Origin of the sequence: Qipengyuania citrea (assembly GCF_009828015.1) — a bacterium.
GTDB classification, from domain to species: domain Bacteria; phylum Pseudomonadota; class Alphaproteobacteria; order Sphingomonadales; family Sphingomonadaceae; genus Qipengyuania; species Qipengyuania citrea.
Map to the genome: position 1 here is coordinate 824,806 of NZ_WTYG01000001.1, position 23,785 is coordinate 848,590.

General features: G+C 65.8%; 25 protein-coding genes. 19 read left to right on the top strand and 6 right to left on the bottom strand.

The genetic code is table 11. The annotated features are described in order from the left end of the window. Positions 1-43 precede the first annotated feature (43 nt). Genes GRI55_RS03865 through GRI55_RS03890 form a run of 6 tightly spaced genes read left to right on the top strand, consistent with a single transcriptional unit; the run spans position 44 to position 4,615 of the window. Entirely contained in the window at positions 44-1,651 is a 1,608-nt protein-coding gene (locus GRI55_RS03865) for a M23 family metallopeptidase (protein WP_307019934.1), read from the top strand. A gap of 37 nt (positions 1,652-1,688) precedes the next feature. Then, complete coding sequence (gene hemB, locus GRI55_RS03870) at positions 1,689-2,687, top strand: porphobilinogen synthase (protein ID WP_160766247.1); 999 nt, start codon at positions 1,689-1,691, stop codon at positions 2,685-2,687. Continuing rightward, a complete protein-coding gene (locus GRI55_RS03875) occupies positions 2,680-3,237 on the top strand; it encodes a GNAT family N-acetyltransferase (RefSeq protein ID WP_160766248.1) in 558 nt (185 codons plus the stop codon). The genes hemB and GRI55_RS03875 overlap by 8 nt, the downstream gene beginning before the upstream one ends. Next, positions 3,230-3,787, top strand: a complete 558-nt coding sequence (locus GRI55_RS03880; RefSeq protein WP_160766249.1) for a GNAT family N-acetyltransferase — start codon at positions 3,230-3,232, stop codon at positions 3,785-3,787. The genes GRI55_RS03875 and GRI55_RS03880 overlap by 8 nt, the downstream gene beginning before the upstream one ends. Further along, positions 3,784-4,356 (top strand): gamma carbonic anhydrase family protein, encoded by a 573-nt coding sequence (locus GRI55_RS03885; RefSeq protein WP_160766250.1) that lies wholly within the window; start codon positions 3,784-3,786, stop codon positions 4,354-4,356. Before GRI55_RS03880 ends, GRI55_RS03885 begins: the two co-directional genes overlap by 4 nt. Beyond that, positions 4,337-4,615, top strand: a complete 279-nt coding sequence (locus GRI55_RS03890; protein ID WP_160766251.1) for a DUF167 domain-containing protein — start codon at positions 4,337-4,339, stop codon at positions 4,613-4,615. Before GRI55_RS03885 ends, GRI55_RS03890 begins: the two co-directional genes overlap by 20 nt. Here the strand turns inward: GRI55_RS03890 and GRI55_RS03895 are convergent. The 4 genes from GRI55_RS03895 to GRI55_RS03910 all read right to left on the bottom strand — a co-directional run bounded on the left by GRI55_RS03895 (position 4,605) and on the right by GRI55_RS03910 (position 10,039). Further along, on the bottom strand, positions 4,605-6,197 hold the full coding sequence (locus GRI55_RS03895; RefSeq protein ID WP_160766252.1) for a cisplatin damage response ATP-dependent DNA ligase: 1,593 nt from the start codon (positions 6,195-6,197) through the stop codon (positions 4,605-4,607). The genes GRI55_RS03890 and GRI55_RS03895 overlap by 11 nt on opposite strands. A 38-nt stretch (positions 6,198-6,235) precedes the next feature. Beyond that, positions 6,236-7,270, bottom strand: coding sequence for a ligase-associated DNA damage response exonuclease (locus GRI55_RS03900; protein ID WP_160766253.1), 1,035 nt, complete (start codon positions 7,268-7,270; stop codon positions 6,236-6,238). 69 nt (positions 7,271-7,339) lie between these two features. Then, positions 7,340-9,709 carry an ATP-dependent Clp protease ATP-binding subunit ClpA gene (gene clpA / locus GRI55_RS03905; RefSeq protein ID WP_160766254.1) on the bottom strand — a complete coding sequence of 790 codons (2,370 nt, stop codon included), beginning with the start codon at positions 9,707-9,709 and terminating at the stop codon, positions 7,340-7,342. 129 nt (positions 9,710-9,838) lie between these two features. Then, positions 9,839-10,039, bottom strand: a complete 201-nt coding sequence (locus tag GRI55_RS03910) for a DUF1192 domain-containing protein (RefSeq protein WP_050601454.1) — start codon at positions 10,037-10,039, stop codon at positions 9,839-9,841. Between the two features lie 111 nt (positions 10,040-10,150). Here GRI55_RS03910 and GRI55_RS03915 point away from each other — a divergent pair, with 111 nt between their 5' ends. From GRI55_RS03915 to GRI55_RS03935, 5 genes are all read left to right on the top strand, one after another. Then, on the top strand, positions 10,151-11,161 hold the full coding sequence (locus GRI55_RS03915) for an NAD(P)H-quinone oxidoreductase (protein WP_307019939.1): 1,011 nt from the start codon (positions 10,151-10,153) through the stop codon (positions 11,159-11,161). A 166-nt stretch (positions 11,162-11,327) separates the two neighbouring features. Continuing rightward, a complete protein-coding gene (locus tag GRI55_RS03920; protein WP_160766255.1) occupies positions 11,328-12,224 on the top strand; it encodes a UDP-2,3-diacylglucosamine diphosphatase in 897 nt (298 codons plus the stop codon). A gap of 92 nt (positions 12,225-12,316) precedes the next feature. Beyond that, a complete protein-coding gene (locus tag GRI55_RS03925) occupies positions 12,317-13,303 on the top strand; it encodes a glycosyltransferase family 4 protein (protein WP_160766474.1) in 987 nt (328 codons plus the stop codon). A gap of 105 nt (positions 13,304-13,408) precedes the next feature. Beyond that, positions 13,409-14,137 (top strand): DUF1013 domain-containing protein, encoded by a 729-nt coding sequence (locus GRI55_RS03930; protein ID WP_050601452.1) that lies wholly within the window; start codon positions 13,409-13,411, stop codon positions 14,135-14,137. A 92-nt stretch (positions 14,138-14,229) separates the two neighbouring features. Continuing rightward, the gene (locus GRI55_RS03935) at positions 14,230-15,903 is read left to right on the top strand and encodes a long-chain-fatty-acid--CoA ligase (RefSeq protein ID WP_160766256.1); all 1,674 of its coding nucleotides are present in this window, start codon (positions 14,230-14,232) and stop codon (positions 15,901-15,903) included. A gap of 63 nt (positions 15,904-15,966) precedes the next feature. Here GRI55_RS03935 and GRI55_RS03940 read toward each other — a convergent pair whose 3' ends face one another. Together GRI55_RS03940 and GRI55_RS03945 are read right to left on the bottom strand one after the other, a co-directional pair. After that, complete coding sequence (locus tag GRI55_RS03940) at positions 15,967-16,359, bottom strand: bactofilin family protein (protein WP_050601450.1); 393 nt, start codon at positions 16,357-16,359, stop codon at positions 15,967-15,969. A 16-nt stretch (positions 16,360-16,375) separates the two neighbouring features. Then, positions 16,376-17,494, bottom strand: coding sequence for a M23 family metallopeptidase (locus GRI55_RS03945; RefSeq protein ID WP_050601807.1), 1,119 nt, complete (start codon positions 17,492-17,494; stop codon positions 16,376-16,378). A 290-nt stretch (positions 17,495-17,784) separates the two neighbouring features. On the opposite strand from GRI55_RS03945, the gene GRI55_RS03950 reads away from it, so the two are divergent. The 8 genes from GRI55_RS03950 to GRI55_RS03985 all read left to right on the top strand — a co-directional run bounded on the left by GRI55_RS03950 (position 17,785) and on the right by GRI55_RS03985 (position 23,777). Beyond that, complete coding sequence (locus GRI55_RS03950) at positions 17,785-18,450, top strand: nicotinate-nucleotide adenylyltransferase (protein WP_160766257.1); 666 nt, start codon at positions 17,785-17,787, stop codon at positions 18,448-18,450. Positions 18,451-18,507: 57 nt separating this feature from the next. Beyond that, positions 18,508-18,927 carry a ribosome silencing factor gene (gene rsfS, locus GRI55_RS03955; protein ID WP_050601448.1) on the top strand — a complete coding sequence of 140 codons (420 nt, stop codon included), beginning with the start codon at positions 18,508-18,510 and terminating at the stop codon, positions 18,925-18,927. Positions 18,928-19,004: 77 nt separating this feature from the next. Further along, positions 19,005-19,427: a 23S rRNA (pseudouridine(1915)-N(3))-methyltransferase RlmH gene (locus GRI55_RS03960; protein WP_160766475.1), complete on the top strand. Its 423-nt coding sequence runs from the start codon at positions 19,005-19,007 to the stop codon at positions 19,425-19,427. Between the two features lie 17 nt (positions 19,428-19,444). After that, positions 19,445-20,653, top strand: coding sequence for a murein hydrolase activator EnvC family protein (locus tag GRI55_RS03965; RefSeq protein WP_160766258.1), 1,209 nt, complete (start codon positions 19,445-19,447; stop codon positions 20,651-20,653). A gap of 102 nt (positions 20,654-20,755) precedes the next feature. Beyond that, positions 20,756-22,096 (top strand): S41 family peptidase, encoded by a 1,341-nt coding sequence (locus GRI55_RS03970; protein WP_063506519.1) that lies wholly within the window; start codon positions 20,756-20,758, stop codon positions 22,094-22,096. Between the two features lie 15 nt (positions 22,097-22,111). Next, positions 22,112-22,588 carry a disulfide bond formation protein B gene (locus tag GRI55_RS03975; protein WP_160766259.1) on the top strand — a complete coding sequence of 159 codons (477 nt, stop codon included), beginning with the start codon at positions 22,112-22,114 and terminating at the stop codon, positions 22,586-22,588. After that, positions 22,585-23,112: a demethoxyubiquinone hydroxylase family protein gene (locus GRI55_RS03980; protein WP_050601444.1), complete on the top strand. Its 528-nt coding sequence runs from the start codon at positions 22,585-22,587 to the stop codon at positions 23,110-23,112. The genes GRI55_RS03975 and GRI55_RS03980 overlap by 4 nt, the downstream gene beginning before the upstream one ends. A gap of 92 nt (positions 23,113-23,204) precedes the next feature. Continuing rightward, positions 23,205-23,777, top strand: a complete 573-nt coding sequence (locus GRI55_RS03985) for a hypothetical protein (RefSeq protein WP_160766260.1) — start codon at positions 23,205-23,207, stop codon at positions 23,775-23,777. Positions 23,778-23,785: the final 8 nt, after the last annotated feature.

Here is a 23,785-nt window from a genome sequence, read left to right on the forward strand (position 1 = left end):
GCGCGCGGTAGCGCCGGATCTCCGGACGGAAGGGACACAGCACGTGTACAGGTCCCCAGCGGACACCGATGATGGACAGGCTTTGCCGGCATCCTCCGCGCAGGGCCCCCACGCGGCCGCGCTGGCGCATGACCAGATTCTGGCCGACGAACCGCGCGCCGCCACTTCGTGGACGACGGTGCGCGATCGCCTGTCCGTACGACTGGCCGGGCTGGACCTTGCGCCCGATCTCGGCAGCGATATCGGCAGCCGGCGCTGGGTGCGCGGGTTAGGGACGTTCGTTGGGCTGACCGCCGTCGCACTCGCCTTCTGGCCCAGCTTTGCCCCGCTCGAGGCGGCGCCATCGGCCCATGTCGACGATGCCGTGCGCGACGAATACCGCAGCCAGATGATCCTGCCGCTCGCGCTTGGTGCTGACAGCGGGCGGCGCATGGGCGCGACCACGCTGGCTGCTCCGCTCGCGGCGGCGCCCGAACGCCCCACGCTCGAACTGGTGACCACGCTCGCACGCGGCGACAGCCTCGAACGCATGCTACGGCGTGCCGGGGTGGGCCGCGACGACACTGCAAGAGTCGCCCAATTGGTGGGCGGCGCGGTCCCGCTTGAGGAAATCCAGCCGGGGACTACCTTTGGAATCACGCTGGGCCGCCGTACGGCACCCGGCGCGCCGCGCCCGCTCGAGGCGCTCGATTTCCGCGCCCGGTTCGACCTCGCGCTCGAAATTGGCCGCTTCACCGAGGGCGCCGATCTGGCGCTGACCAAGAAAGCCATTCGCGTCGACGAGACCCCGCTGCGGATCCGCGGCACGGTGGGCGACAGCCTCTATCGTTCGGCGCGCGCGGCCGGCGCCCCCGCCAGCGCGGTGCAATCCTATCTCAAGACGCTGGGCCAATATGTGAATCTCGACCGCGATATCCGCGCGGGCGACACGTTCGATTTCATCGTCGCACACCGGCGCGCCGCGACCGGCGATCGGCAGGCGGGCCAACTGCTCTATGCCGGGCTCGAGCGCGACGACACGCCGCGCGTCCAGCTGATGCGCTGGGGCGAGGACGGCGAATTCTACGAAGCCTCGGGCGTGGGCGAACAGCGCGGCGGGCTGATGGCGCCGGTACCGGGGCGGACGACCTCGGCCTTCGGCATGCGCCGCCACCCGATCCTCGGCTATCGCCGGATGCATGCAGGGCTCGACTTCAAGGCACGGCACGGCACGCCGATTGTCGCGGTCACCGATGGCCGCGTCACCGGCGCGGGCCGCATGGGCGGCTGCGGCAATGCCGTGCGCCTGCGTCACGATGGCGGGATCGACACGCGCTATTGCCACATGAGCCGCATCGCGGTGAATCGCGGCCAGGCCGTGCGCCGCGGGCAGGTGATCGGCTATGTCGGTTCGACCGGCCTGTCGACCGGGCCGCACCTCCATTACGAAATGTACCGCGGCGGCCGCGCGATCGACCCGGCATCGGTGCAATATGTCACGCGCGCACAGCTGGCCGGCGCCGATCTGCGGCGCTTCAGGGAAGCGCTGGCGCGGATCAAGACGGTCGAACCCGGCGCCGCGCTTGCCGCGCTCGAACAGACTGCGGCCGAAGTCGCGGCGCAGGAACCGATCCGCGAGATCGACAAGCTCGGCCCGCCCAAGAAGGGCTGAGATTGCACCGCGCGTCTGCATGCGGCATTGCCGCGCGATGACCCAAGCAAGCTACCCCGCCACCCGCCTGCGCCGCACACGCGCCAACGGCTGGAGCCGCGCCATGCACCGCGAAACCGTGCTGACGCCCGCCGATCTGATCTGGCCGCTGTTCGTCACCGATGGTTCCGGGGTCGAGGAACCCGTTACCAGCCTGCCGGGCGTGTCGCGCTGGTCGGTCGACCACATCGCCAAACGCGCGAAGGAGGCGGTCGATCTGGGCATTCCCTGCATCGCGCTGTTTCCCAACACGCAGCCCAATCGCCGCAGCGACGACGGGGCCGAGGCGCTCAATCCCGACAATCTGATGTGCCGCGCGATCAAGGCGGTCCGCGATGCCTGCGGCAACGATATCGGCATTCTCACCGATGTCGCGCTCGACCCCTATACCAGCCACGGCCAGGACGGGCTGCTCGACGAGGCCGGCTATGTCGTCAATGACGATACGGTGGCAGTGCTGGTCGACCAGGCGGTCAACCAGGCCGATGCGGGGGCCGATATCATCGCCCCGTCGGACATGATGGACGGCCGCGTGAAGGCGATCCGCATGGCGCTGGAAATGAACCAGCATCCCAACGTCCAGATCATGGCCTATGCGGCCAAATACGCCTCGGCCTTCTACGGCCCGTTCCGCGACGCGGTGGGCTCGGGCGGCCTGCTCAAGGGCGACAAGAAAAGCTACCAGATGGACCCTGCCAATGGCGACGAGGCGCTGCGCGAGATCGCTTTCGACATCGCCGAGGGCGCCGACAGCGTGATGGTCAAGCCGGGCCTCGCCTATCTCGACATCATCTGGCGCGCCAAGCAGGAATTCGGCGTGCCTGTCTTCGCCTATCAAGTCAGCGGCGAATATGCGCTGATCGAGGTCGGCGCGGCCGCCGGGGTGGGCGACCGCGATGCGCTGCTGATGGAAAAGCTGGTGGCGTTCAAGCGCGCCGGGTGCAGCGGGGTGCTGACTTATCACGCGCCGCGCGCCGCCCAATTGCTCAATGGCTGAGTTTCGCCACGAGACCGACCGGTTGATCCTGCGCGATTGGCGTGAGGAAGACTGGCCGTTCTTCTGGGAGGGGACCAATACGCCCGGCGTAATGCGCTGGCTGGGCGGGGTTTGCGATGGCGCGAAGCGCGATGCGGCGCAGCAGCGTCTGCTTTCCTACGAACGCGAACATGGCCACACCTTTTGGTGCGTCGAGCGCCGCGGCGATGGCGCGATCCTCGGTTTCTGCGGTCTCAAGCGTTCAAATCAGACGGGCGGCCCGCTCGGCATGATGGAAGTGGGCTGGCGGCTGCGCGAAGACGCCTGGGGCAGGGGCTATGCGAAAGAGGCTGCTACCGCCTCGCTCGATCTTGCCTTCGACCGGTTCGATGCGGAAGAGGTGATCGCCATGACTGTTCAGCGCAACACGGCCAGCTGGGGGTTGATGCAGCGGCTGGGAATGCGCCGCCGCGCCGATCTCGATTTCGACAATGCTGAGTTCGACAAAGAGGACCCGGTCATCATCGTCTATTCGATCGATCGCGCGTCATGGACAGCCCATCGTGGCTGATATCATCGCCGAAACCGACCGGCTGATCCTGCGCACGATCGAGGAAGGCGACGCCGCCCGACAGGACCGCCTGCTCAACACGCCGGCGGTCATGGCGCGGCTCGGCGGGGTCAAGGAACTGCACGAAATCGAGGCGAAACACGCCAAGGCGATGGCGATGTACGCGCGTGAGGGCTTCAGCTTCCTGTTCATGATCGAAAAGTCTAGCGGCGAGATGGTCGGGCATTGCGGGATCAAGCGCGTCGACAACCCACTGGCGCCCAATGTCGGCGATCACGAGATCGGCTGGCTGGTGCGCGAGGATCGCTGGCGGCGCGGCTATGCCGAAGAGGCGATGCGCGCGGTGCTCGACTGGGCCTTTACCCGCATTCACGCGCCGCATGTCGTCGCGCTGACCAGCGAGGCCAATATCGGGAGCTGGAAACTGATGCAGAAGCTCGGCATGGTCCGCCGCGAGGATCTCGACTTCACCGATCCGGCCTTCCCCGCAGAAGACAATCCGACGATCCAGTATTCGCTCACGCAAGAACAATGGGAGAGCAGCCAATGACCGCGAGCCGCCCTGGTGTCACCATCATCCCGATCCACGGCCACACGCCGCGCATCCACGATAGCGCCTTCATCGCGCCCGGCTGCACGATCATCGGCAATGTCGAGATCGGCGCAGACAGTTCGGTGTGGTACAATTGCGTGCTGCGCGCCGACGTCAGCCGGATCGTCATCGGCGAGCGGTCGAACATCCAGGACGGCAGCGTGGTCCACTGCGATCCCGAGCGTCCCGGCGATCCCGATGGCGCACCCTGCATCATCGGCGATGACGTCCTCGTCGGCCACATGGCGATGGTTCACGGCTGCCGGGTCGAGGACCGCGGTTTCGTGGGGCTCGGCGCGATCGCCATGAACAAGGCGGTAATCGGCTCCGACGCCATGCTGGCAGCGGGCGCCATGCTGACCGAAGGCAAGGTCATGGGCGCGCGCGAACTATGGGGCGGCCGTCCCGCGCGCAAGATGCGCGATCTCGACGATGCCGCGATTGCGGGCATGCGGATGGGCGTGGCGCATTATGCCGAGAATGCCCGGCATCACGCCGCCGCGGTCGATGCCGCGACCCAGCGCTGACCTGCCCGACCGCGCCGCTCTGGCAACGCGGATCAGCGCGGGCGAGATATCGCTGCGCGTCACGCCCGGCGCGCGCAGCGAATCGATCAGGCTCGAAAACGATCATGTCGCCGTGAAAGTCCGGGCCCGACCCGAAAACGGCGCGGCGAATGCAGCGACGGAGAAACTGGTGGCGCGGGCGCTTGGGGTCGCGACGTCACGCTGTCGGATTGTGCGCGGCGCAACTTCGCGCGCAAAGGTTCTGTCGGTCAGTCCCTGATCAGCGCGCGCAGGGCATCGATCCGGTCGGCTTCGTGCGGCGGCTTGTCCCAGCGGATCCGGTGAATGCGTGGAAAGCGCATGGCCAGCCCCGATTTGTGGCGCTTGCTGGCATGGACGCTGTCGAATGCGACCTCGAACACCAGCTTGCGCTCGGTCTCGCGCACCGGGCCGAAGCGGTTGACCGTGTTCTGCCGCACATGGCGGTCGATCTTCTTCAGTTCCTCGTCGGTAAACCCCGAATAGGCCTTGCCCACCGGCAGCAGGTCGGCCCCCTGGTCCGGATCACCGTCCCAGCAACCGAAGGTGTAGTCGGAAAAGAAGCTCGAACGCTTGCCGCTGCCGCGCTGGGCATACATCAGCACGCAATCGACCAGCAGCGGATCGCGTTTCCACTTGTACCAATAGCCGACCCGCCGCCCGGAGATATAGGGGCTGTCCTTGCGTTTTAGCATCAGCCCTTCGATCTCGTCGTCGCGGCTGCCTTCGCGGATTTGCGCGAGATGGTCGAAATCGCGTGCTTCCACCACCCGGCTTATATCGAAATGGCTGTCGGGCAGCCGCCCCATCAGCTTTTCGAGCGTGGTGCGGCGATCGGTCCAAGGCCGTTCGCGCTGGTCCTCGCCATCGAGCAGCAGCACGTCGTACAGCCTGACGAAGGCGGGGAATTCGCGCAGCATCTTCTTGCTGACGGTCTTGCGCCCGAGCCGCTGCTGCAGCGCGTTGAAGCTGGCGGCTCCGCCTTCCTCGCCGCCCTGAGTCGATCCGCGCACCAGCAATTCGCCGTCGAGCACTGCGGGGAACGGCAGCACGTCGAGCAATTCGGGAAAAGTCGAGGAAATGTCGTCGCCCGAGCGGGAGTAGATGCGCGTTTCCCAGCCCGCGTGGACGATCTGGACGCGGATACCGTCCCATTTCCATTCGGCAGCGTAATCGCCCAGGTCGACCACGGTTTCTTCCAGCGGATGCGCCAGCATGAACGGGCGGAAGGTCGGCAGATTGTCGATGTCGGGCGGCGGCTGGCCCTTTGCTGCCCAGTCGAACAGCGCGGTATAGGGCGGCTCCAGGCCGTGCCAGTATTCCTCCACCTCGTCGACCGACACGGCGAAGGCCTGCGCGAAGGCCGTCTTGGCGAGGCGGCTGGATACGCCGATCCGCATGCCGCCGGTGGCCAGCTTGAGCAGGGCATAGCGGCCTGCGGCGTCGAGCCGGTCGAGCAAGCGCGGCAGTTCGGCCACCACGCTCTTGCGGCTCATCGCCGACAGCAGGTCCACGCTCTCGCTGACCGAAGGCGGATCGGGTTCGCGATCGGGCGAGGGCCACAGCAGGCTGGCGGTTTCGGCGGTATCGCCCACGAAATCGCGGCTGAGCGTCCATAGCACCGGATCGACCCGGTCCTTGAGCAGATTGCGGATGGTCGAGCTCTTGACTGCGGGAAAGTCCAGTCCGTCGGCCAGCGCGGCGAGCGCCCAGCCGCGATCGGGATCGGGCGTCGCGCGCAGATATTCGGCGATCAGCCGCAGCTTCTCGTTGCGGCTGCGCGTATAGACCAGCGCGTCGATCAGGGCGGCGAACTCTTCCATGCTATGTCCGGCGGCGGGCGATGGAGGCGGGAAGCAAATCAGTCATCCTCGTCCTCATAGCCGACCAGCGCGAGCGCCCGGGCACGGCGCTGGTGCAGCTGGCACCAGCGCAGCAGCGCATCCTCGCGGCCGTGCGTGATCCAGTTTTCCTGCGCGTCGACTTCCTCGATCGTGCGCGTCAGTTCGCCCCAGTCGGCGTGGTCGGAAATGACCAGCGGCAGTTCGACATTGCGCTGCCGTGCGCGCTGGCGCACGCGCATCCACCCGCTCGCCATGGCGGTGATCGGTTCGGGGAGCCGGCGGCTCCAGCGGTCGTTGAGCGCCGAGGGCGGGCAGACCACGACATGCCCGCGCATGTCCTCCTTGCTGTGATCGGCCACCAGCCGCAATTCGCCCAGATCGACCCCGTGTTCCTCGTACAGGCGGCACATCTTCTCCATCGCCCCGTGCAGATAGATCGGCTGGCGATGCCCCGCGGCGCGAAGTTCGGCGATCACGCGCTGCGCCTTGCCCAGCGCATAGGCGCCCACCAGCACGCAGCGGTCGGGATGCGCGGCCAGCCGGTCGAGCAGCTTGGCCATCTCCTCGGCGATCGGCGGGTGGCAGAACACCGGCAGGCCGAAGGTCGCTTCGGTGATGAAGATATCGCACGGGGTAACTTCGAATGCGGGGCAGGTGGGGTCGGCGCGGCGCTTGTAATCGCCGGTCACGATTACCCGCTCGCCCGCATGTTCGAGCAGGATCTGCGCGCTGCCGAGCACGTGGCCGGCGGGGATATAGGTCGCATCGACGCCGCCCGGCAGGCGGATTGTTTCGCCGTACTCGACCGGCACCGCTTGGTGCGGGATCTCGCCGGCGTCGTCCTCGGCCCCGGTGCGATAGCGCAATTCCATGATCGCCAGCGTCTCGGGCGTGGCGACCGTCTGGCCATGACCGCCGCGCGCATGGTCGGCATGGCCATGCGTCACCAGCGCCTTGTCCACGGCCCGGCTGGGATCGACCCAGCAATCGGCGGCGACGACATGGATGCCCCACGGCTCGGGCTTGATCCAGGAGAAGGGGGCAGCACTCATCTCCGACTCAAACGAAAAGGGCGCCGACCGTTCCCGGCGGCGCCCTTTCATGTGATGCGAAATGTCGCGTCAGCTGTTGCCGCCGTTTTCCTCGCTGGCATCGGCCTCGGGCTTCTTGTTGCCCGCCGCCTTCTTTTTCGCGGCCGGTTTGCGCTTGGTACGGGGCGGGGCGGGGGTGAGTTCGAAGGCCGGTTTGCCGTCCTTCATCGTCACCGAAACCTCACCGCCGTCGGCCAGCTTGCCGAACAACAGTTCCTCGGCCAGCGGTTGCTTGATCCGATCCTGGATCAAGCGGCCCATCGGGCGCGCGCCGAACAGGCGGTCGTAGCCCTTGTCGGCCAGCCATGCGCGGGCTTCCTTGTCGAACTGGATGTCGACATTCTGTTCGGCCAGCTGCAGTTCGAGCTGGAGGATGAACTTGTCGACCACGCGCGCGACGGTGTCCTTGCCGAGATAACCGAACGGCACGATCGCATCGAGCCGGTTGCGGAATTCGGGCGTGAACATCCGCTTGACCGCTTCCTCGCTCGCATCTTCCTTGGACACGTCACCGAAACCGATGCCCTGGCTGGCCATGTCGGCCGCGCCGGCATTGGTGGTCATGATTAGCACGACATTACGGAAATCGACCGTCTTGCCGTGATGGTCGGTCAACCGGCCGTTATCCATCACCTGCAGCAGGATGTTGAACAAGTCGGGATGCGCCTTCTCGATCTCGTCGAGCAGCAGCACGCTGTGCGGATTCTGGTCAACCGCATCGGTCAGCAGGCCGCCCTGGTCGTAACCGACATAGCCCGGGGGCGCGCCGATCAGCCGGCTGACGCTGTGGCGTTCCATGTATTCGGACATGTCGAAGCGCTTGAGTTCGATCCCCATGATGCTGGCGAGCTGACGCGCGACTTCGGTCTTGCCGACCCCGGTCGGGCCACTGAACAGGAAACTGCCGATCGGCTTGTCCGGATCGCGCAGGCCCGCGCGGCTGAGCTTCATCGCAGTCGCCAGCTTCTTGACGGCCGCATCCTGCCCGAAGACCACGTGCTTGAGATCGCGTTCGAGGTTCTCGAGCGCTTTCTTGTCGTCCTTGCTTACCGATTTGGGCGGAATCCGCGCGATCGTCGCAATCACCGCCTCGATCTCGCGCGCAGTGATCTTCTTCTTGCGGCGGCTGGGTGGGACCAGCATCTGCATCGCCCCGACTTCGTCGATCACGTCGATCGCCTTGTCGGGCAGCTTGCGGTCGTTGATGTAGCGGGCCGACAGCTCGACCGCGGTCTTCAGCGCATCGGCGGTATAGGTAACCTTGTGATGGTCCTGGAAGGCGGTCTTCAACCCCTTGAGGATCTTTACAGTGTCCTCGATGGTGGGTTCGTTCACATCGATTTTCTGGAACCGCCGCAACAGCGCGCGATCCTTCTCGAAGTGGTTGCGGAATTCCTTGTAAGTGGTCGAACCGATGCAGCGGATGGCGCCGCTCGACAGCGCGGGCTTAAGGAGGTTGGACGCATCCATCGCTCCGCCACTGGTCGCCCCGGCACCGATCACCGTGTGGATTTCGTCGATGAACAGGATCGCTTCGGGCATGCCTTCGAGTTCGGTGACCACCTGCTTGAGCCGTTCCTCGAAATCGCCGCGATAGCGCGTGCCGGCCAGCAGCGCGCCCATGTCGAGCGAATAGATCACTGCTTCCTGCAGCACTTCGGGCACGTCGCCCTCGACGATCTTGCGCGCTAGCCCTTCGGCAATGGCGGTCTTTCCGACGCCGGGATCACCCACGTAGAGCGGGTTGTTCTTGCTGCGGCGGCACAGGATCTGGACCGTGCGATCGACTTCGGGCCCGCGGCCGATCAGCGGATCGATGCGTCCGTCCTCGGCCTTCTTGTTCAGATTGACCGTGAACTGGTCCAGCGCGGTTTCCTTCTTGCCCTTGTCGCCCGCCTTGTCGTCGCCCTGCGCCTCGCCGCTTTCGGCGCCTTCGGGTGATCGGCTTTCGACCGGCTTGCCGCCCTTGCCGATACCGTGGCTGATGAAACTGACGGCGTCGAGGCGGCTCATGTCCTGTTGCTGCAGGAAATAGACCGCGTAGCTGTCACGCTCGGAAAACAGCGCAACCAGCACGTTCGCGCCGGTCACCGTGTCCTTGCCCGACGACTGGACGTGGAGGATGGCGCGCTGGATCACGCGCTGGAACCCTGCAGTCGGCTGCGGATCGGCGCTCTCGTCCGACTGCAGCGACTGGTATTCCTGTTCGAGATATTGCTTCACCACCGCGGTAAGCTCGGCCAGGTCGACGCCGCAGGCCGCCATGACCTGCGCCGCATCCTCGTCGTCGATCAACGACAGCAGCAGGTGCTCGAGCGTGGCATATTCGTGCCGGCGCTCGCCCGCGTCGGTGAGCGCGGCGTGAAGGGTCTTCTCGAGATTGGCGGCGAAGCTGGGCATTCAGATATCTTTCTCGTGGGACTTGCGCGAAGCGGACATTAGACAGCCTATGCGGCGAAAGTTAGCCAAAGCTGTATGCGGGCGTGATATGGGTACGGAACCCGGCTTTTTCAGCCCCGGCACCGGCAACTATTCCTTCGCCCCGAACAACGCTTCGGCCGCGTCGCGATGCGCGGCTGCGGCCTGCCGGTGTTTCTCGACCCGGGCGATCTCCGCCTCGAGCAGGGCAATGCGGGCGGCGAGCTCGCTTTGCGAATAGGGGGCCAGGTCCTCGCCGGCCAAATGGCTGGCGGCGTCGCCTCGCGGGCGTGGACTCGCGTCATCTTCCATTGACAGCAATGTCGCAATTCTGGGTGGTTGCTGTCAACGGTAACGCGAGGTATTGCGCGGCGGGCGTGCCGGGGGAAAGCGCGCAGCAACCGATCTAGAGGGGGTCCGCGAGTGGCAGCCAATTTGCCCGAGACGATGACGGCGATGGGATTCGACGAGGCCGGGGGGCCCGAAGTGCTCCGTCCGGAAACGCTGCCCGTGCCGGTGCCCGGCGCCAACCAGATCCTGATCCGGGTCGCCTATGCCGGGGTCAACCGCCCCGACGTTATCCAGCGGCAGGGCTTCTATCCGCCGCCGCCGGGCGCCTCGCCGATTCCCGGGCTCGAAGTGTCGGGTACGGTGGTGGCAACCGGCCCCGGTGTCGGACCCGAGGTGCAGGGTCGCCGCGTCTGCGCGCTGGTGTCCGGCGGCGGCTATGCCGAATATTGCCTGGCGCATGTCGCACACAGCCTGCGCCTGCCCGACGACATGGCGTTCGATACGGCGGCGGCCATTCCCGAAACGCTGTTCACCGTGTGGCACAATGTGTTCGAGCGCGGCTGGGCCAGCGACGGCGAAACGCTGCTGGTGCATGGCGGGACCAGCGGCATCGGGACCATGGCGATCCAGCTCGCCAAGGCCTTCGAGATGAAGGTGATCTCGACCGCGGGCAGCGACGATAAGTGCGCGGCCATCCGCGAACTCGGCGCCGATCTGGCGATCAATTACAAGACCCAGGACTTCGTCGAGGAGGTCAAGCGCTTCACCGATGGCGAAGGCGTCGATGTCGTACTCGACATGGTCTCGGGCGATTATGTTGCACGCAACATGGAATGCCTCGCCGAAGATGGCCGTCACGTCACGATTGCCGTGCTTGGCGGGCTGAAGGCGGAAATCAACATGGCCACCGTGATGCGCAAGCGGCTGTCGCTGACCGGATCGACGCTGCGGCCGCGGTCGGACGAATTCAAGGCGCTGATCGCCGACGAGATCTATCATCACGCCTGGCCGCTGTTCGAAGAACGGGCGGTCGCCCCGGTGATGGACCAGACCTTCCCGCTTGCCGAAGCCGGCGCGGCGCATGCGCGGATGGAAGAAGGCGCGCATATCGGCAAGATCGTGCTCGAGGTGTTCGGCGACTGAGGCGGGTTGCTACCTGACCGACCGGGCGGAGACCTTTTGGCGCTTGCCGTAAGGCCCCCGACGACTCGGGATTGTCGCAATGTCGCCTATCGGTAACTCCACTGTGAATCGCCCGTAACAAACATGTGCCAGGACTAGGGCCGTAACCCATCAGGGGGTCCGGCCCATGAACGATCTGCCCAATCATTTCGACGCCGCGCACAAAGTTGCGAATTTTCCTTCGATCAAGCCCCGCGTGCCCGAACGCAGGCTCGAAGAGCGACGCACCTATCGTACGATCTGGATCAGCGACGTGCATCTCGGCACCAAGGGCTGCAATCACGAACTGCTGATCGACTTCCTCGATCATACCGACAGCGACACCATGTATCTGGTCGGCGACATCATCGACGGCTGGCGGCTGAAGAAGAAGGTCTACTGGCCGCCCGAACACAGCGATATTGTCTGGCGCATCCTCAAGCGTGCCAAGCGCGGCACGCGGATCATCTATATCCCGGGCAATCACGACGAGATGGTCCGCCCGTTCAGCGGCATGAATTTCGGCGGAGTGGAAATCATGCGCGCCGCGTTCCACGACACCGCCGACGGGCGCCGGCTGATGGTCCTGCATGGCGACGAATTCGACACCATCATGCTGGCGCACCGCTGGCTCGCCTTCGTCGGCGACGCGCTCTATCACGTGATGATGAAGCTCAACAATTGGGTGGCCGCCGCGCGCAAGCGGCTGGGCCTGCCCTATTGGTCGATCTCGAAAGCGGCAAAGAACAAGGTCAAGAACGCGGTCGAGTTCATCTCGAAATACGAGGAAGTGGTCGCCCGCGCGGCGGCGGAGCGCGGCGTCGACGGCGTGGTCTGCGGTCATATCCACACCGCCGAGTTCCGCAGTTTCGAATATGGCGGCAAGCGCGTCGAATATTGGAACGACGGCGATTGGGTCGAAGGGTGCAATGCGCTGGTCGAACATGCCGACGGCCGCATGGAAATCCTCCACTGGCCTGACGAAGTCGCGCGGCGCAACCGCCGCGAAAGTGACGTCACGCCGTCAGTGCCGGAGGCCGCGTGACCGCGCAACTCGCTGCCGCCGACACTCGTGCGGCCTGCCCGGCTGCCGCGCCGCAGCGCATCGCGATCGTCACCGATGCCTGGCTGCCGCAGATGAACGGCGTGGTGCGCACGCTCACCACGACCTGCGACCATTTGCGCGCGCAGGGGCACGAGCTGCTGGTGATCTCGCCCGACCAGTTCAGCAGCGTGGCCTGCCCGACCTATCCCGAAATCCGGCTGGCGCTGGCATTGCCGGGCGTGGTCGGCGAAAGACTGCGCACCTTTGCCCCCGAAGCGATCCATATCGCCACCGAGGGGCCACTGGGCATGGCCGCACGCGGCTATTGCACGCGCCGGGGCATCCGCTTCACCACCGCCTATCACACGCAATTTCCGGATTACCTCGCCAGTCGGACGCACCTGCCCGCGCAGTGGTTCTGGCGGTATATCGAGTGGTTCCATCGCCCCGCGCGGCGCGTGCTGGTCGCGACCGAGAGCATCAGCGCGGAATTGCGCGCGCACGGCCTGCCGCAGCTGCATCGCTGGAGCCGCGGCGTCGATCTGGCCTGTTTCACGCCCGATGCGCCGCCGCCACCCGAATTCGCCGACCTGCCGCGCCCGATCCAGCTCTATGTCGGCCGGGTGTCGGTGGAAAAGAACATCGGCGCCTTCCTCGCCAATGGCTATCCCGGCAGCAAGGTCGTGGTGGGGAACGGCCCGGCGCTCGAAACGCTCAGGGCGGATCATCCCGAGGTGCACTTCCTCGGTCGCCGCGCGGGACGCGGCCTTGCCGGATGCTACGCCGGGGCGGATGTCTTCGTCTTTCCCAGCAGGACCGACACCTTCGGCCTGGTGATGATCGAAGCACTGGCCTGCGGCACGCCCGTCGCCGCCTTTCCCGTTCCGGGACCGCGCGATATCGTCACCGAACAGGTCGGTGCGCTGAGCGAAAACCTCGACCGCGCGATCGCCGCAGCGCTGTTCTGCGACCGCAAGAGCTGCGCCGATTATGGCGCGGGCTTCAGCTGGAGTGCGGCGACGGGCCAGTTCCTCGCCGGGCTGGCTGCACTCGAGCCGGAGGCATTGCCGAGCACCTGAGGCTTTCGCTTGTACAATCGGGCACTCTCGCCTAGATGGGCACGATAACGGCCGTCCCGCGAGGGGCGGCCCTTCTATTTTCGCAAGACGAGAAAAGGCATTTCCATGGCCGACCAACCCAAACCGCTGATGCCGCATGCGACCGCCACCTGGCTGGTCGACAACACCGGTCTGTCGTTCGAACAGATCGCGGAATTCTGCGGCCTCCATATCCTCGAAGTGCAGGCGATGGCGGACGATCTGGCGGGCAGCAAGTATACGGGCCGCGACCCGGTGCATGCTGGCGAACTGACGCAGGAAGAGATCGAAAAGGGTCAGGCCGATGCGGAGTATCGCCTCAAGATGCAGCGTGCGCCGGTGGCGGTCAGCCGGACCAAGGGCCCGCGCTACACCCCCGTATCGAAGCGGCAGGACAAGCCCGACGGCATCGCCTGGATCCTGCGCAACCACCCGGAAATTTCCGATGCGCAGATCGGCAAGCTGATCGGCACCACGCGCAACACGATCGGCGCGATCCGCGAACGCAGCCACTGGAACATCCAGAACATCCAGCCCAAGGACCCGGTTACGCTGGGCCTGTGCTCGCAGCGCGAACTCGACGCCGTGGTGGCCAAGGCGGCCAAGAACCTGCCGGTCGACGATGAAGAAGCCGCGCCGGTGGTGGCCAGCGGCAGCAGCGATCGCGAGAAGCTGATCGAGGAACTGCACGCTGAACGCGAAGCCAACGTCAAGGCCGCTGCCGAAGCCGCGCAGGAAGCCGAAGCCGCGGCGTGGCTCGAAGCCAAGCGGACGAGCGAAGACGGCGGAGAGCCGGGCGATACCGGCCCCGCCTGACGCATCGGGGAAAAGCATTCGAAGGCGGGGAAAGCGTTGGCTTTTCCCGCCTTTTTACTTGCGTTTGAGACGCAATACTCCATGCTATTGACATGGATGTAAGCAAGCTACCGAACCATCATCCGGTGCCCTGGAACACCACGTTCGAACCGCTGGCGCTGCCCGCCATGTTCGCGCGGACGGTGCAGGCCTGCCCCGATGCGGCCCTGTTGTATTTTCTCGGCCGCACCTTCACCTATGGCGAACTGTTCCGCGATGCGCAGGCCTTCGCTCATGCGCTCAAGCGGCGCGGGATCGCCCCGGGCGACCGGGTCGGGCTCTTCCTGCCCAACGTCCCGAGCTATGTCGTCGCCTATTACGGGGCGATGATGGCGGGCGCGGTGGTGGTGAATTTCTCGCCGCTCTATTCGGTCGAGGAACTCGAACAGCAGGTGGCCGATTCGGGGACCCGCCTGCTGGTTACCGTCGATGTCCCCGAGCTCTACGCCACTGCGCAGAAGGTGCTGCAGGGTTCGGCGCTCAAGACGCTGGTCGTCAGCTCGCTGGCGCAGATGCTGCCGTTTGCCAAAGGGCTCGCCATGCGCGTGTTCGCGCGCAGCAAGATCGCGCGCGTTGACTATGGCGAATCGGTCCTCCGCTGGGACGAATTCCTTGAGGGCGGGCGAAAGCACGGGGGCAAGCTGCCCGAGATCGACCCGCAGGCGCTGGCCTTGCTGCAATATACCGGCGGGACGACGGGGACGCCGAAGGGCGCGATGCTCACGCATGCCAATCTGTCGATCAACGCGCAGCAGGTTGCCGGGCTCAATCCCTATGGCGACCCTTCGCACGAGGTCTTCATGGGCGCGTTGCCGTTCTTCCATGTCTTTGCCAACACGGCACTGCTCAACCACGCGGTGGTGACGGGGGCGGCGATAGCCATGGTCCCGCGGTTCGATGCCAAACAGGTCCTCCAGACGATCGAAAAGCACGGGGCGACCGGATTTCCGGGCGTGCCGACGATGTTTCAGGCGCTGCTCGACCATCCCGACCTGGACAAGACCGACGTGTCGAGCCTGCGAGTATGCATCTCGGGCGGCGCACCGCTCCCGGCGCCCCTGCGCGAGAAGTTCGAAGCCAGGACCGGCGTACGGCTGGTTGAAGGCTATGGGCTTACCGAAAGTTCGGGTGTGATATCGACCAATCCCTACGAAGGCACACGCAAGCCGGGGACCATCGGTCAGGTCGTCATGCAGACCGAAGTGCTGCTGCTCGACAAGGAAGACCCGACCGTCCTCGCGGCGGAAGGCGAGCCGGGCGAACTCGCACTCCATGGTCCGCAGATCATGCAGGGCTATTGGAACCGGCCCGATGCAGCGAAGGACGTGTTCGTCGAGCATCAGGGCAAGACCTGGCTCCGCACCGGCGACGTCGCCACGCTCGACAGCGACGGCTTTCTCGAAATCGTCGATCGGATCAAGGACATGATCGCGGTGGGCGGGTTCAAGGTCTTCCCCAGCCAGGTCGAAGACGTCCTGCTCGACCATCCGGGGGTGAAGGAAGCGCTCGTGATCGGACGGCCCGATTCCTATCGCGGCGAAGCGCCGGTGGCCTATGTCACGCTCAACGCCGACGCTCAGGCGACCGGCGAGGAACTGCGCGACTGGCTCAATGCCCGCGTGGGCAAGCACGAACGTGCCGACGAAGTGGTGATCCGTGCCGATCTGCCCAAGACCATGATCGGCAAACTTGATCGCAAGGCGCTGCGCGCCGAAGTGCTCGGCTGACCATACGACAAGGCCGCCTGCGTTCGCACGCAAGCGGCCTCGTGATGTAGCAAGGGCTAGAGGTCAGCCGGCGACGGTCAGCTCGGGCTTTGCCGAGCTTGACGAAGGCGCGGTAGCCGCGCCGCTCTTGGCGTTGCGATGCGCGAAACGTCCCTCGACCTGAGCGCCCTGTTCGATCGTGAGCGCATCGTAGAAGACGTCGCCGGTAATCTTGGCGGTCTTGAGGATCACGAGTTCACGCGCGGTGATCGATCCCTCGACGGTGCCGGCAAGCCGGGCGGTTTCCGCCTTGATCGCGCCCTTGACCGTGCTGGTTTCGCCCTGGACGAGCGCGGAGCAGGCGATATCGCCTTCGACCGCGCCATCGACATGCAAATCTGCCGAAGCGGTGATGTCGCCGGTGATCGCGAGGTCCGATCCGAGGACCGAGAAGGTGGAATTGCTCTTGCTGGCCATGCGCTCGCGTCCCTGATTACTTGGTACGGGCGGGGTTGGGGCTCCGCCGGATTTCTTCGAGAACATCAGGAGCGGTCTCCAGGAAAGTGCGCGGATTGACCGCGCGATTGTTGATACGCACCTCGAAGTGGAGATGCGGGCCGGTCGAACGGCCGGTATTGCCGATGGCCCCGATCGTCTCGCCCGCGGCGACGCGCTGGCCGACTTTCGCGTTGAAGCGCGACATATGCGCATAGCGCGTCATCAGGCCGTTGCCATGCGTGATCTCGACCGTCTTGCCATAGCCGCCCTTCCAGCCGACGAAGCTGACGCGGCCGTCCGAGGCGGCGCTGATCGGCGTACCGATGGCCCCGCGGAAGTCGAGGCCCTTGTGCATCGCCCCGCCGCCGTTGAACGGATCGCGGCGGAAACCGAAGCCGCTGGAAATCATGTCCTTATGCGCCGGCGTCACCTGCGGCACGCCTGCGAGGCCACGCTCGAGCGCATCCATGCGTGCGATCGACAGGCCGAGCCGCACGAAGCGCGGGTCGATCGAACCATCGGCTTCGGTGGCGAGGTTTTCGAACGGACCACCCATCGCGCCGCGTTCGGCGGTGCGGATCATGCTCGCAGAATCGAGCCCGAGCTTCTCGAGCGCCGCGGCAGCGCGCTGGGCGCGCCAGTCGGCATAATGCGTGAGACCTTCGACCAGCGCGAGCTGGCGTGCTTCGATACGGGCGAGTTCGGCGGCTTCGGGAAAGGCTGCACTGACCTTCTCGACCGTCTCGGCAGCCTCCGACGCGCTGTCGCTGACGCTGCTGAATGCCTTGAGGTCTTCGGGCAGCGCCTCGCCCATCGCTTCGAGGAATTCCATGCGGCGGTTGAGGTCGTCCTTCACCGCGGCAATGTCCGCGCCATAGGCATCGACGCGTTCTTCGGCCGTGGCGACGCGGGCTTCGCGGTCGCGGAGCGAAAGCCGCTCGGTTTCCGCGCGATACTGCGTCCAGCCGGCAATCGCGACCGACGCGGCACATACCACCAGCGCAGCCAGCGCCAGCGCCGCTGCCGTCATCTGGACCTTGGAAGATATGGTGATGAAGCGCACCTGCCCCTCGGATCGCATGAAGAATTCGCGATCCGGAAACCAGCTGCGCACGCGATTCGCCAAGCCAATGATGGCGTTGCTGTTGCTCAAAACGACCCGTCCCTTATGGTCTTTTCACGTCCCACAGCCGGGCTACCAAACGATGGTTATGAAATCGAATCGCGGTTCCCACAAAATCCACGAGTCGAAGCATCGATGGGACGAGTCGTTTTTATACAATCTTTCAGGGGATCGATTTTGCTTGCCGAAACGAAGTCCAATATTCCCAAGGGCTTAGAATCTTCAAGGGTCGAAGCGGGCAAGTCATTGTATAAGAACGACAAATTCCAGGGCAGATCGCTTTGACGGGCGCGCGGCGTCGAATCGGGCTGCTCGGAGGCAGTTTCAATCCCGCCCACGGCGGACATCGCCGCATATCGCTCTACCTCTTGCGCGCGCTTGCGCTTGACGAAGTGTGGTGGCTGGTCTCGCCGGGCAATCCGCTCAAGCCCAGGACCGGGATGGCGCCGCTCGCAGCCCGCGTGCGATCGGCAATGGCGCAGGCCCGGCGCGCGCCGATCCGGGTAACCGCGATCGAGCGCGAACTGGGCACCCGCTACACCGTCGATACGCTCGGCGCGCTGACGCGGCGCTATCGCAAGAACGATTTCGTCTGGTTGATGGGATCGGACAATCTGGCGCAATTCCATCGCTGGAAGGACTGGCGCGGAATTGCGCGAACGATGCCGATTGCGGTTATCGCGCGGCCCGGCTATGATGCCTCCGCAATCGCGAGCCCCGCGATGGCCTGGCTGAGGCGCTTTTCCGTGCCGCTGTCCAGCTTTGTTGGAAGGGGCGAATGGAGCGCACCGACACTGGTGACCTTGCGTTTCGATCCCGATGAAAGGTCGGCCACGGCAATTCGCCGCGCCAATCCCGATTGGGCCTTACGCTTCACCGGACCGCCTCCAAGGGACCAACTGACGCATCGCTTGATACTGTCGGGGGAGGAAACCACCGCGCCATGATGCGCGTTGGTCCTTCCATGGCCCAAGCCTCTCAATTCAGGAGCATCGCATCCGCCTATGACACAGGCGCAATCCATCCCGGCATCCGCCGGTTCCAATCCGGCACAGGTGATCGACTTGTCTGACGCAAACCTCGACCCGCTGCTCAAGCTCGTGCTGACGCAGCTCGATGACGACCAGGCGCAGGACATCGTGACCATCGATCTCAAGGGCAAGAGCTCGATCGCCGACCATATGGTCATCGCCTCGGGCCGCTCGACCCGCCAGGTCGCTGCCATCGCCCAAAAGCTGGCCGAGAAAATCAAGCAGGCCGGTTTCGGTCCGGTGAAGCTCGAAGGGCTTCCCGCGGCCGATTGGGTGCTGCTCGACGCGGGAGATATCGTCGTCCACCTGTTCCGCCCGGAAGTGCGCAGTTTCTACAATCTCGAGCGGATGTGGGCATTCGGCGATGCGCCGCCGGTGGCCGGGAACGCCTGACGCCAGACCGATCTTGAGCAGGGCCGGCCGACGCCCGGTTGGCCCGATCGGACCATCGCCCGCCGGAGGGGTGCGCCATTCTCTTGCATATCATCGCCCGCGGCAAGATCGCGCGCTCGCCCGAAGCGGAGCTCGTGGCACGCTATGAAAAGCGGCTCACCTGGCCACTGCGCCTGACCGAACTGCCCGAGACGGGCGGGCGCATTCCCGAGCCGCAAATCCCGTGCAAGACCGTGCTGCTCGACGAACGCGGGCAGGATCTGCCATCCGAAAAGCTCGCGGCCATCCTTGAGCGTTGGCGCGACGACGGCATGCGCGAATGCCGCTTCGTGATCGGCGCTGCCGATGGCCATGCCGATGACGATCGCCGCGCGGCCGATCTGCTGCTCGCCTTCGGCCAGGCGACGTGGCCGCATCTGCTGGCGCGCGCGATGCTGGCCGAACAGCTCTACCGCGCCACGACGATAATCGCGGGTCACCCCTATCATCGCAGCGGCTGATCGGGCAGATTGCCGCGATGCGCCGCCCCGCCGTCATCGCCGGATTGCTTGCCGCGGCCTGGCTGGGGTTGCCCGCCACCGCGCAGGCGCCTGCCCGGATCGACACCGTCGAAGACGCGCAAGCCGCGCTCGATGCTGCGCGGCAGCAGCAGCGCAACGCTCGCGCCCGCGGCGAACGGCTCGAACAGCGCGCCTCGCGGTCGCGCGAAACCGCGCAGAAGGCGCGCAGCGCCGCTGCCGCCCTGGCGGCGCGCGTCCAGCAGGCCGAAGCGGGTATCGCCGCCGCCGAAGCGCGCCTGCAACTCGCCAATAGCAAACGCCGCAAGCTGGACCGCGAACTGGCTGCCCGCCGTGCGCCCCTGGCGCATCTGGCCGGCGCGCTGCAATCGATGACGCGCAGGCCGCTATCCCTTTCGGCGCTCCAGCCCGGGTCGCTGCGCGACCTGGTCTATACGCGCGCCGTGCTCGACAGCACGATCCCGGTCGTGCGCGAGCGGACGGCGGCGCTGCGCAGCCAGCTCGACCGGGCCCGCGCGCTCGAGGCGGAGGCGCGCGCGGCGGTAAGCGATCGCCGCGACAGCGAAGCCACATTGCTGCAGCGGCGCAAGCAATTGGTGGCGTTGGCGGCGCAGGAACGGCTCAAGGCACGGCAGGCTGCCGGCGGCGCCGATCGCGAAGCGCAGCGCGCGCTGGTCCTCGCCGAACAGGCGATCGATCTCGACCAGCTGGTTGCCCGCCTCGAATCCGCCGGATCGCTGCGCAAACGGCTTGCGTTGCTGCCCGGACCGGTGGCGCGGCCGGCAAATCCCGCTGCGGCGACCATCTCCGCGACGCCGCGCCCCCAGCCCAGCGCCACCCAGCCGCCGCAGCAATACCAGCTGCCCGTGGCGGGCAGGATCAGCGCGGGCTTCGGCGAAGCGGGGGCCAGCGGCCAGCGCCAGGCGGGGATCGCACTCGACGCGCGCGGCAGCGGACAGGTGGTCGCGCCGGGTGCGGGGCGCGTGATCTTCGCCGGGCCCTATCGCGGCTTCGGCCGTATTGCGATCGTCGAACATGCCAATGGCTGGACCAGCCTGGTGACCGGGTTGGCGTCGCTCGATGTGGCGGTCGGCCAGGCGGTCGACGCGGGGTCCCCGCTCGGCCTTGCCCCGCAGCAGGGCGGCGAAGTGGCGCTGGAACTGCGGCAGGATGGCGAACCGGTGAACCCGCTCGATTACCTGCGCTAGGCGCTGGTCGTAACCGGCTCGCGCGTACTGCGTAATGCTGCTCATCTGGTATTAAGCGCGCACAGGCGATAGATTGGCCTGCGCAAAGGAGTCCTCTCGCCCATGAAATTCGCCGCTCTGGCCCGTTCGGCCGCACTCGTGACCGCCGTCGCGCTGATTCCCGCGACCACTGCCAGCATGGCGCAGGTCGATGGCCGCGCGGGGGCCGAATTCTCGAAGGTCCTCGGGGTCTACCAGCGGATCAAGGCGAGCTATGTCGACCCGGTCGACGATGAAACGCTGATGCGCGGCATGATCGATGGCATGCTGGCCGCGCTCGATCCGCATTCGGGCTATCTCGACGGCAGCGATTTGCAGCGGCTCGAAACGATGATCGACGGCAATTATTCGGGCCTGGGCCTCTCCGTCGTGGCGGAAGACGGCGCGGTGAAGGTGATCTCGCCGTTCCGCGGCAGCCCGGCCGATATTGCGGGGATCAAGGCCGGCGATTTCATCACCCATCTCGATGGGCGGCTGATCGTGGGGCAGGAGCTCGATGAATCGGTCGCGCAGATGCGCGGCCGCGAGGGTACCTCGATCCAGCTCACGATCTTCCGCCCGGGCCGCGACGAACCCTTCGATCTTTCTGTGAAGCGCGGCGTGATCGAACTCGAACCGGTCACCTGGGAACTGCATGAGGGCAATATCGGCCAAATCATGGTCAATGAATTTTCCCGCGATGTCGGCAGCGATGTCTTTACAGCGTGGGAAGAAATGAAAGCGGAAGCCACCGGCCGGATCGACGGGCTGGTGCTCGATCTGCGCTCCAACCCCGGCGGCTCGCTCGACGAAGCGGTCGCGCTGTCCGATCTCTTCCTCACCGAAGGCCGCATCGTCTCGCAGCGTGGCCGCGCCCGCGGCGAGAATATCGCCTATGACGCCGAAACCGTGTTCCGCGGCGACATCGCCGGCGGCCTGCCGATGGTCGTGCTGATCGATGCTGGCTCGGCGTCGGCTTCGGAAATCGTCGCTGGTGCCCTGCAGGACCATCGCCGCGCCGTGGTGATGGGCGAACGCAGCTTCGGCAAGGGCAGCGTGCAGTCGCTGCTGCCGCTCGGCCGCGATGCGGCACTCAAGCTGACGACGGCGCGCTATTTCACGCCTTCGGGCCATTCGGTCCAGGAAGGCGGGATCGACCCCGACATCACCGTCCCGCAGCTGTCCGATCCCGATCTGGCCAAGCGCGCGCGCTTCCAGATGCGCGAATCGGATCTGCGCGGCCATCTCATCAACGAGATCGGCATCGAGGACGACGCGGTGGAGAAAGATGCGCGCGACGATCCGCGGTTCCAGCAGACCGCCGAGGAACTGGAAGAGCAGGGGATCGAAGATTTCCAGCTGCATTACGCGCTGCAGACGCTGCGCCGCACGAGCCCGATGAACATTGCCGCGCGCGCGAAATAGGCTAGGCCGCGCAGCATGTTCCTGACGCAGCACGCCCGTCTCGCCCGTCTGCTCGCGCTTGCCGTACCGGCAGCGCTGTTGGGCGGGGCGTATCTCTCGGAATACGGTTTCGGCCTGTACCCCTGCGAGATGTGCTGGTGGCAGCGCTGGCCGCATTTCGCTGCGGGCGGACTGGCGCTGCTAGCCTACACCGTGACGCCGCGGCGGCTGTGGATCTGGCTTGCGGCGCTCGCGATCGCGCTGTCGGGCGCCATCGGTCTGTTCCACGCAGGCGTCGAATACGGTTGGTGGCCGGGGATCACCTCCTGCGCGGTCATCGCCGGAGGCGGCAGTGGCAATGCGCTTGAGGACATCATGAACACGCCGCTCGTGCGGTGTGACGAGCCCGCCTGGACGCTCGCGGGGATTAGCCTGGCGGGCTACAATTTCCTCGTGTCGAGCGCGGCGGCACTGGCAATTTCCGTCCTGATGGTGAAGGATCGCAACGCATGACCAAGGTGCCCGACCATATCGCTCGCATGATCCGCGTCGACCAGGCGGGCGAATTCGGCGCCACGCGGATCTACGCCGGCCAGCTGGCGGTGATGGGTGATCGCGGCCCCGATTCGGCTGAAATCGCCGGCATGGCAGAGCAGGAAGCGGGCCACCGCGCGCAGTTCGATGCATTGATGGCGCGCCGCGGGGTCCGCCCGACCGCGCTGCAACCTTTCTGGGACAGGGCCGGGTTCGCACTGGGCGCGGTTACGGCGCTGATCGGCCCCGAAGCGGCGATGGCCTGCACCGCGGCGGTCGAAACCGAAATCGACGATCACTATTCGCGCCAGCTCGACCGGTTGCAGGAGACCGGTGAGGACCCCGAACTCGCGGCGATGATCGAGGAATTTCGCGAGGACGAACGCGAGCATCGCGATGCGGCGCTTGCCGCCGGTGCGGAACGTGCGCCTGCCTACCCGCTGCTGTCGGGCCTCATCCGGCTCGGCTGCCGCGCTGCGATCCGTGTTTCCGAACGTGTCTGACGGGAACCGGGACCCCCGCTTTCGCGCTTCATGACCAGTTCACTGCCCGAAGCGTCTTGTCGCTTCGCCTGCAAACGCCCGAGAGGATACCCATGTCGAAATCGCTGATAGCCATTGCCGGTCTTGCGCTTGCCCTGCCTGCCGCCGCCCATGCGCAGGACGCGGTGGACACGGGTGACGACAGTTACAACATGGTGATCGTCTACGGCGATGACGAATGCCCGCAGTCGACCGCCGACCAGATCGTCGTCTGCGCGCGCAAGGCTGAAAACGACCGCTACCGGATCCCCGAAACCCTGCGCTTCTCGCAAAGCCCGGCGAACACTTCCTGGGCAGAGCGCGTGGAGCGATTCGAAATGGCAGGCGACTTCGGGATCATGTCCTGTTCGCCCACAGGTGCCGGCGGCTTTACCGGCTGCACGCAGGAAATGATCAATGCGGCCTATGCCGACAAGGCGAATGACGCGGGCGTCCGCTTTGGCGAGATCATCGCTGCAGAACGCGCCAAGCGCCTCGCCACGATCGATGAAGACGCAGCCGCCGAACAGGAACGCGTCGAAATGATCGAGCGCGAATATATGGAACGGCTCGAGCGCGAGCGCGCTGCCGAAACCGCCGGGGAAGACGCGCTTCCGCAGCCGGAAGCGGGCGCCGATCCGGAGTAGTCTATCCG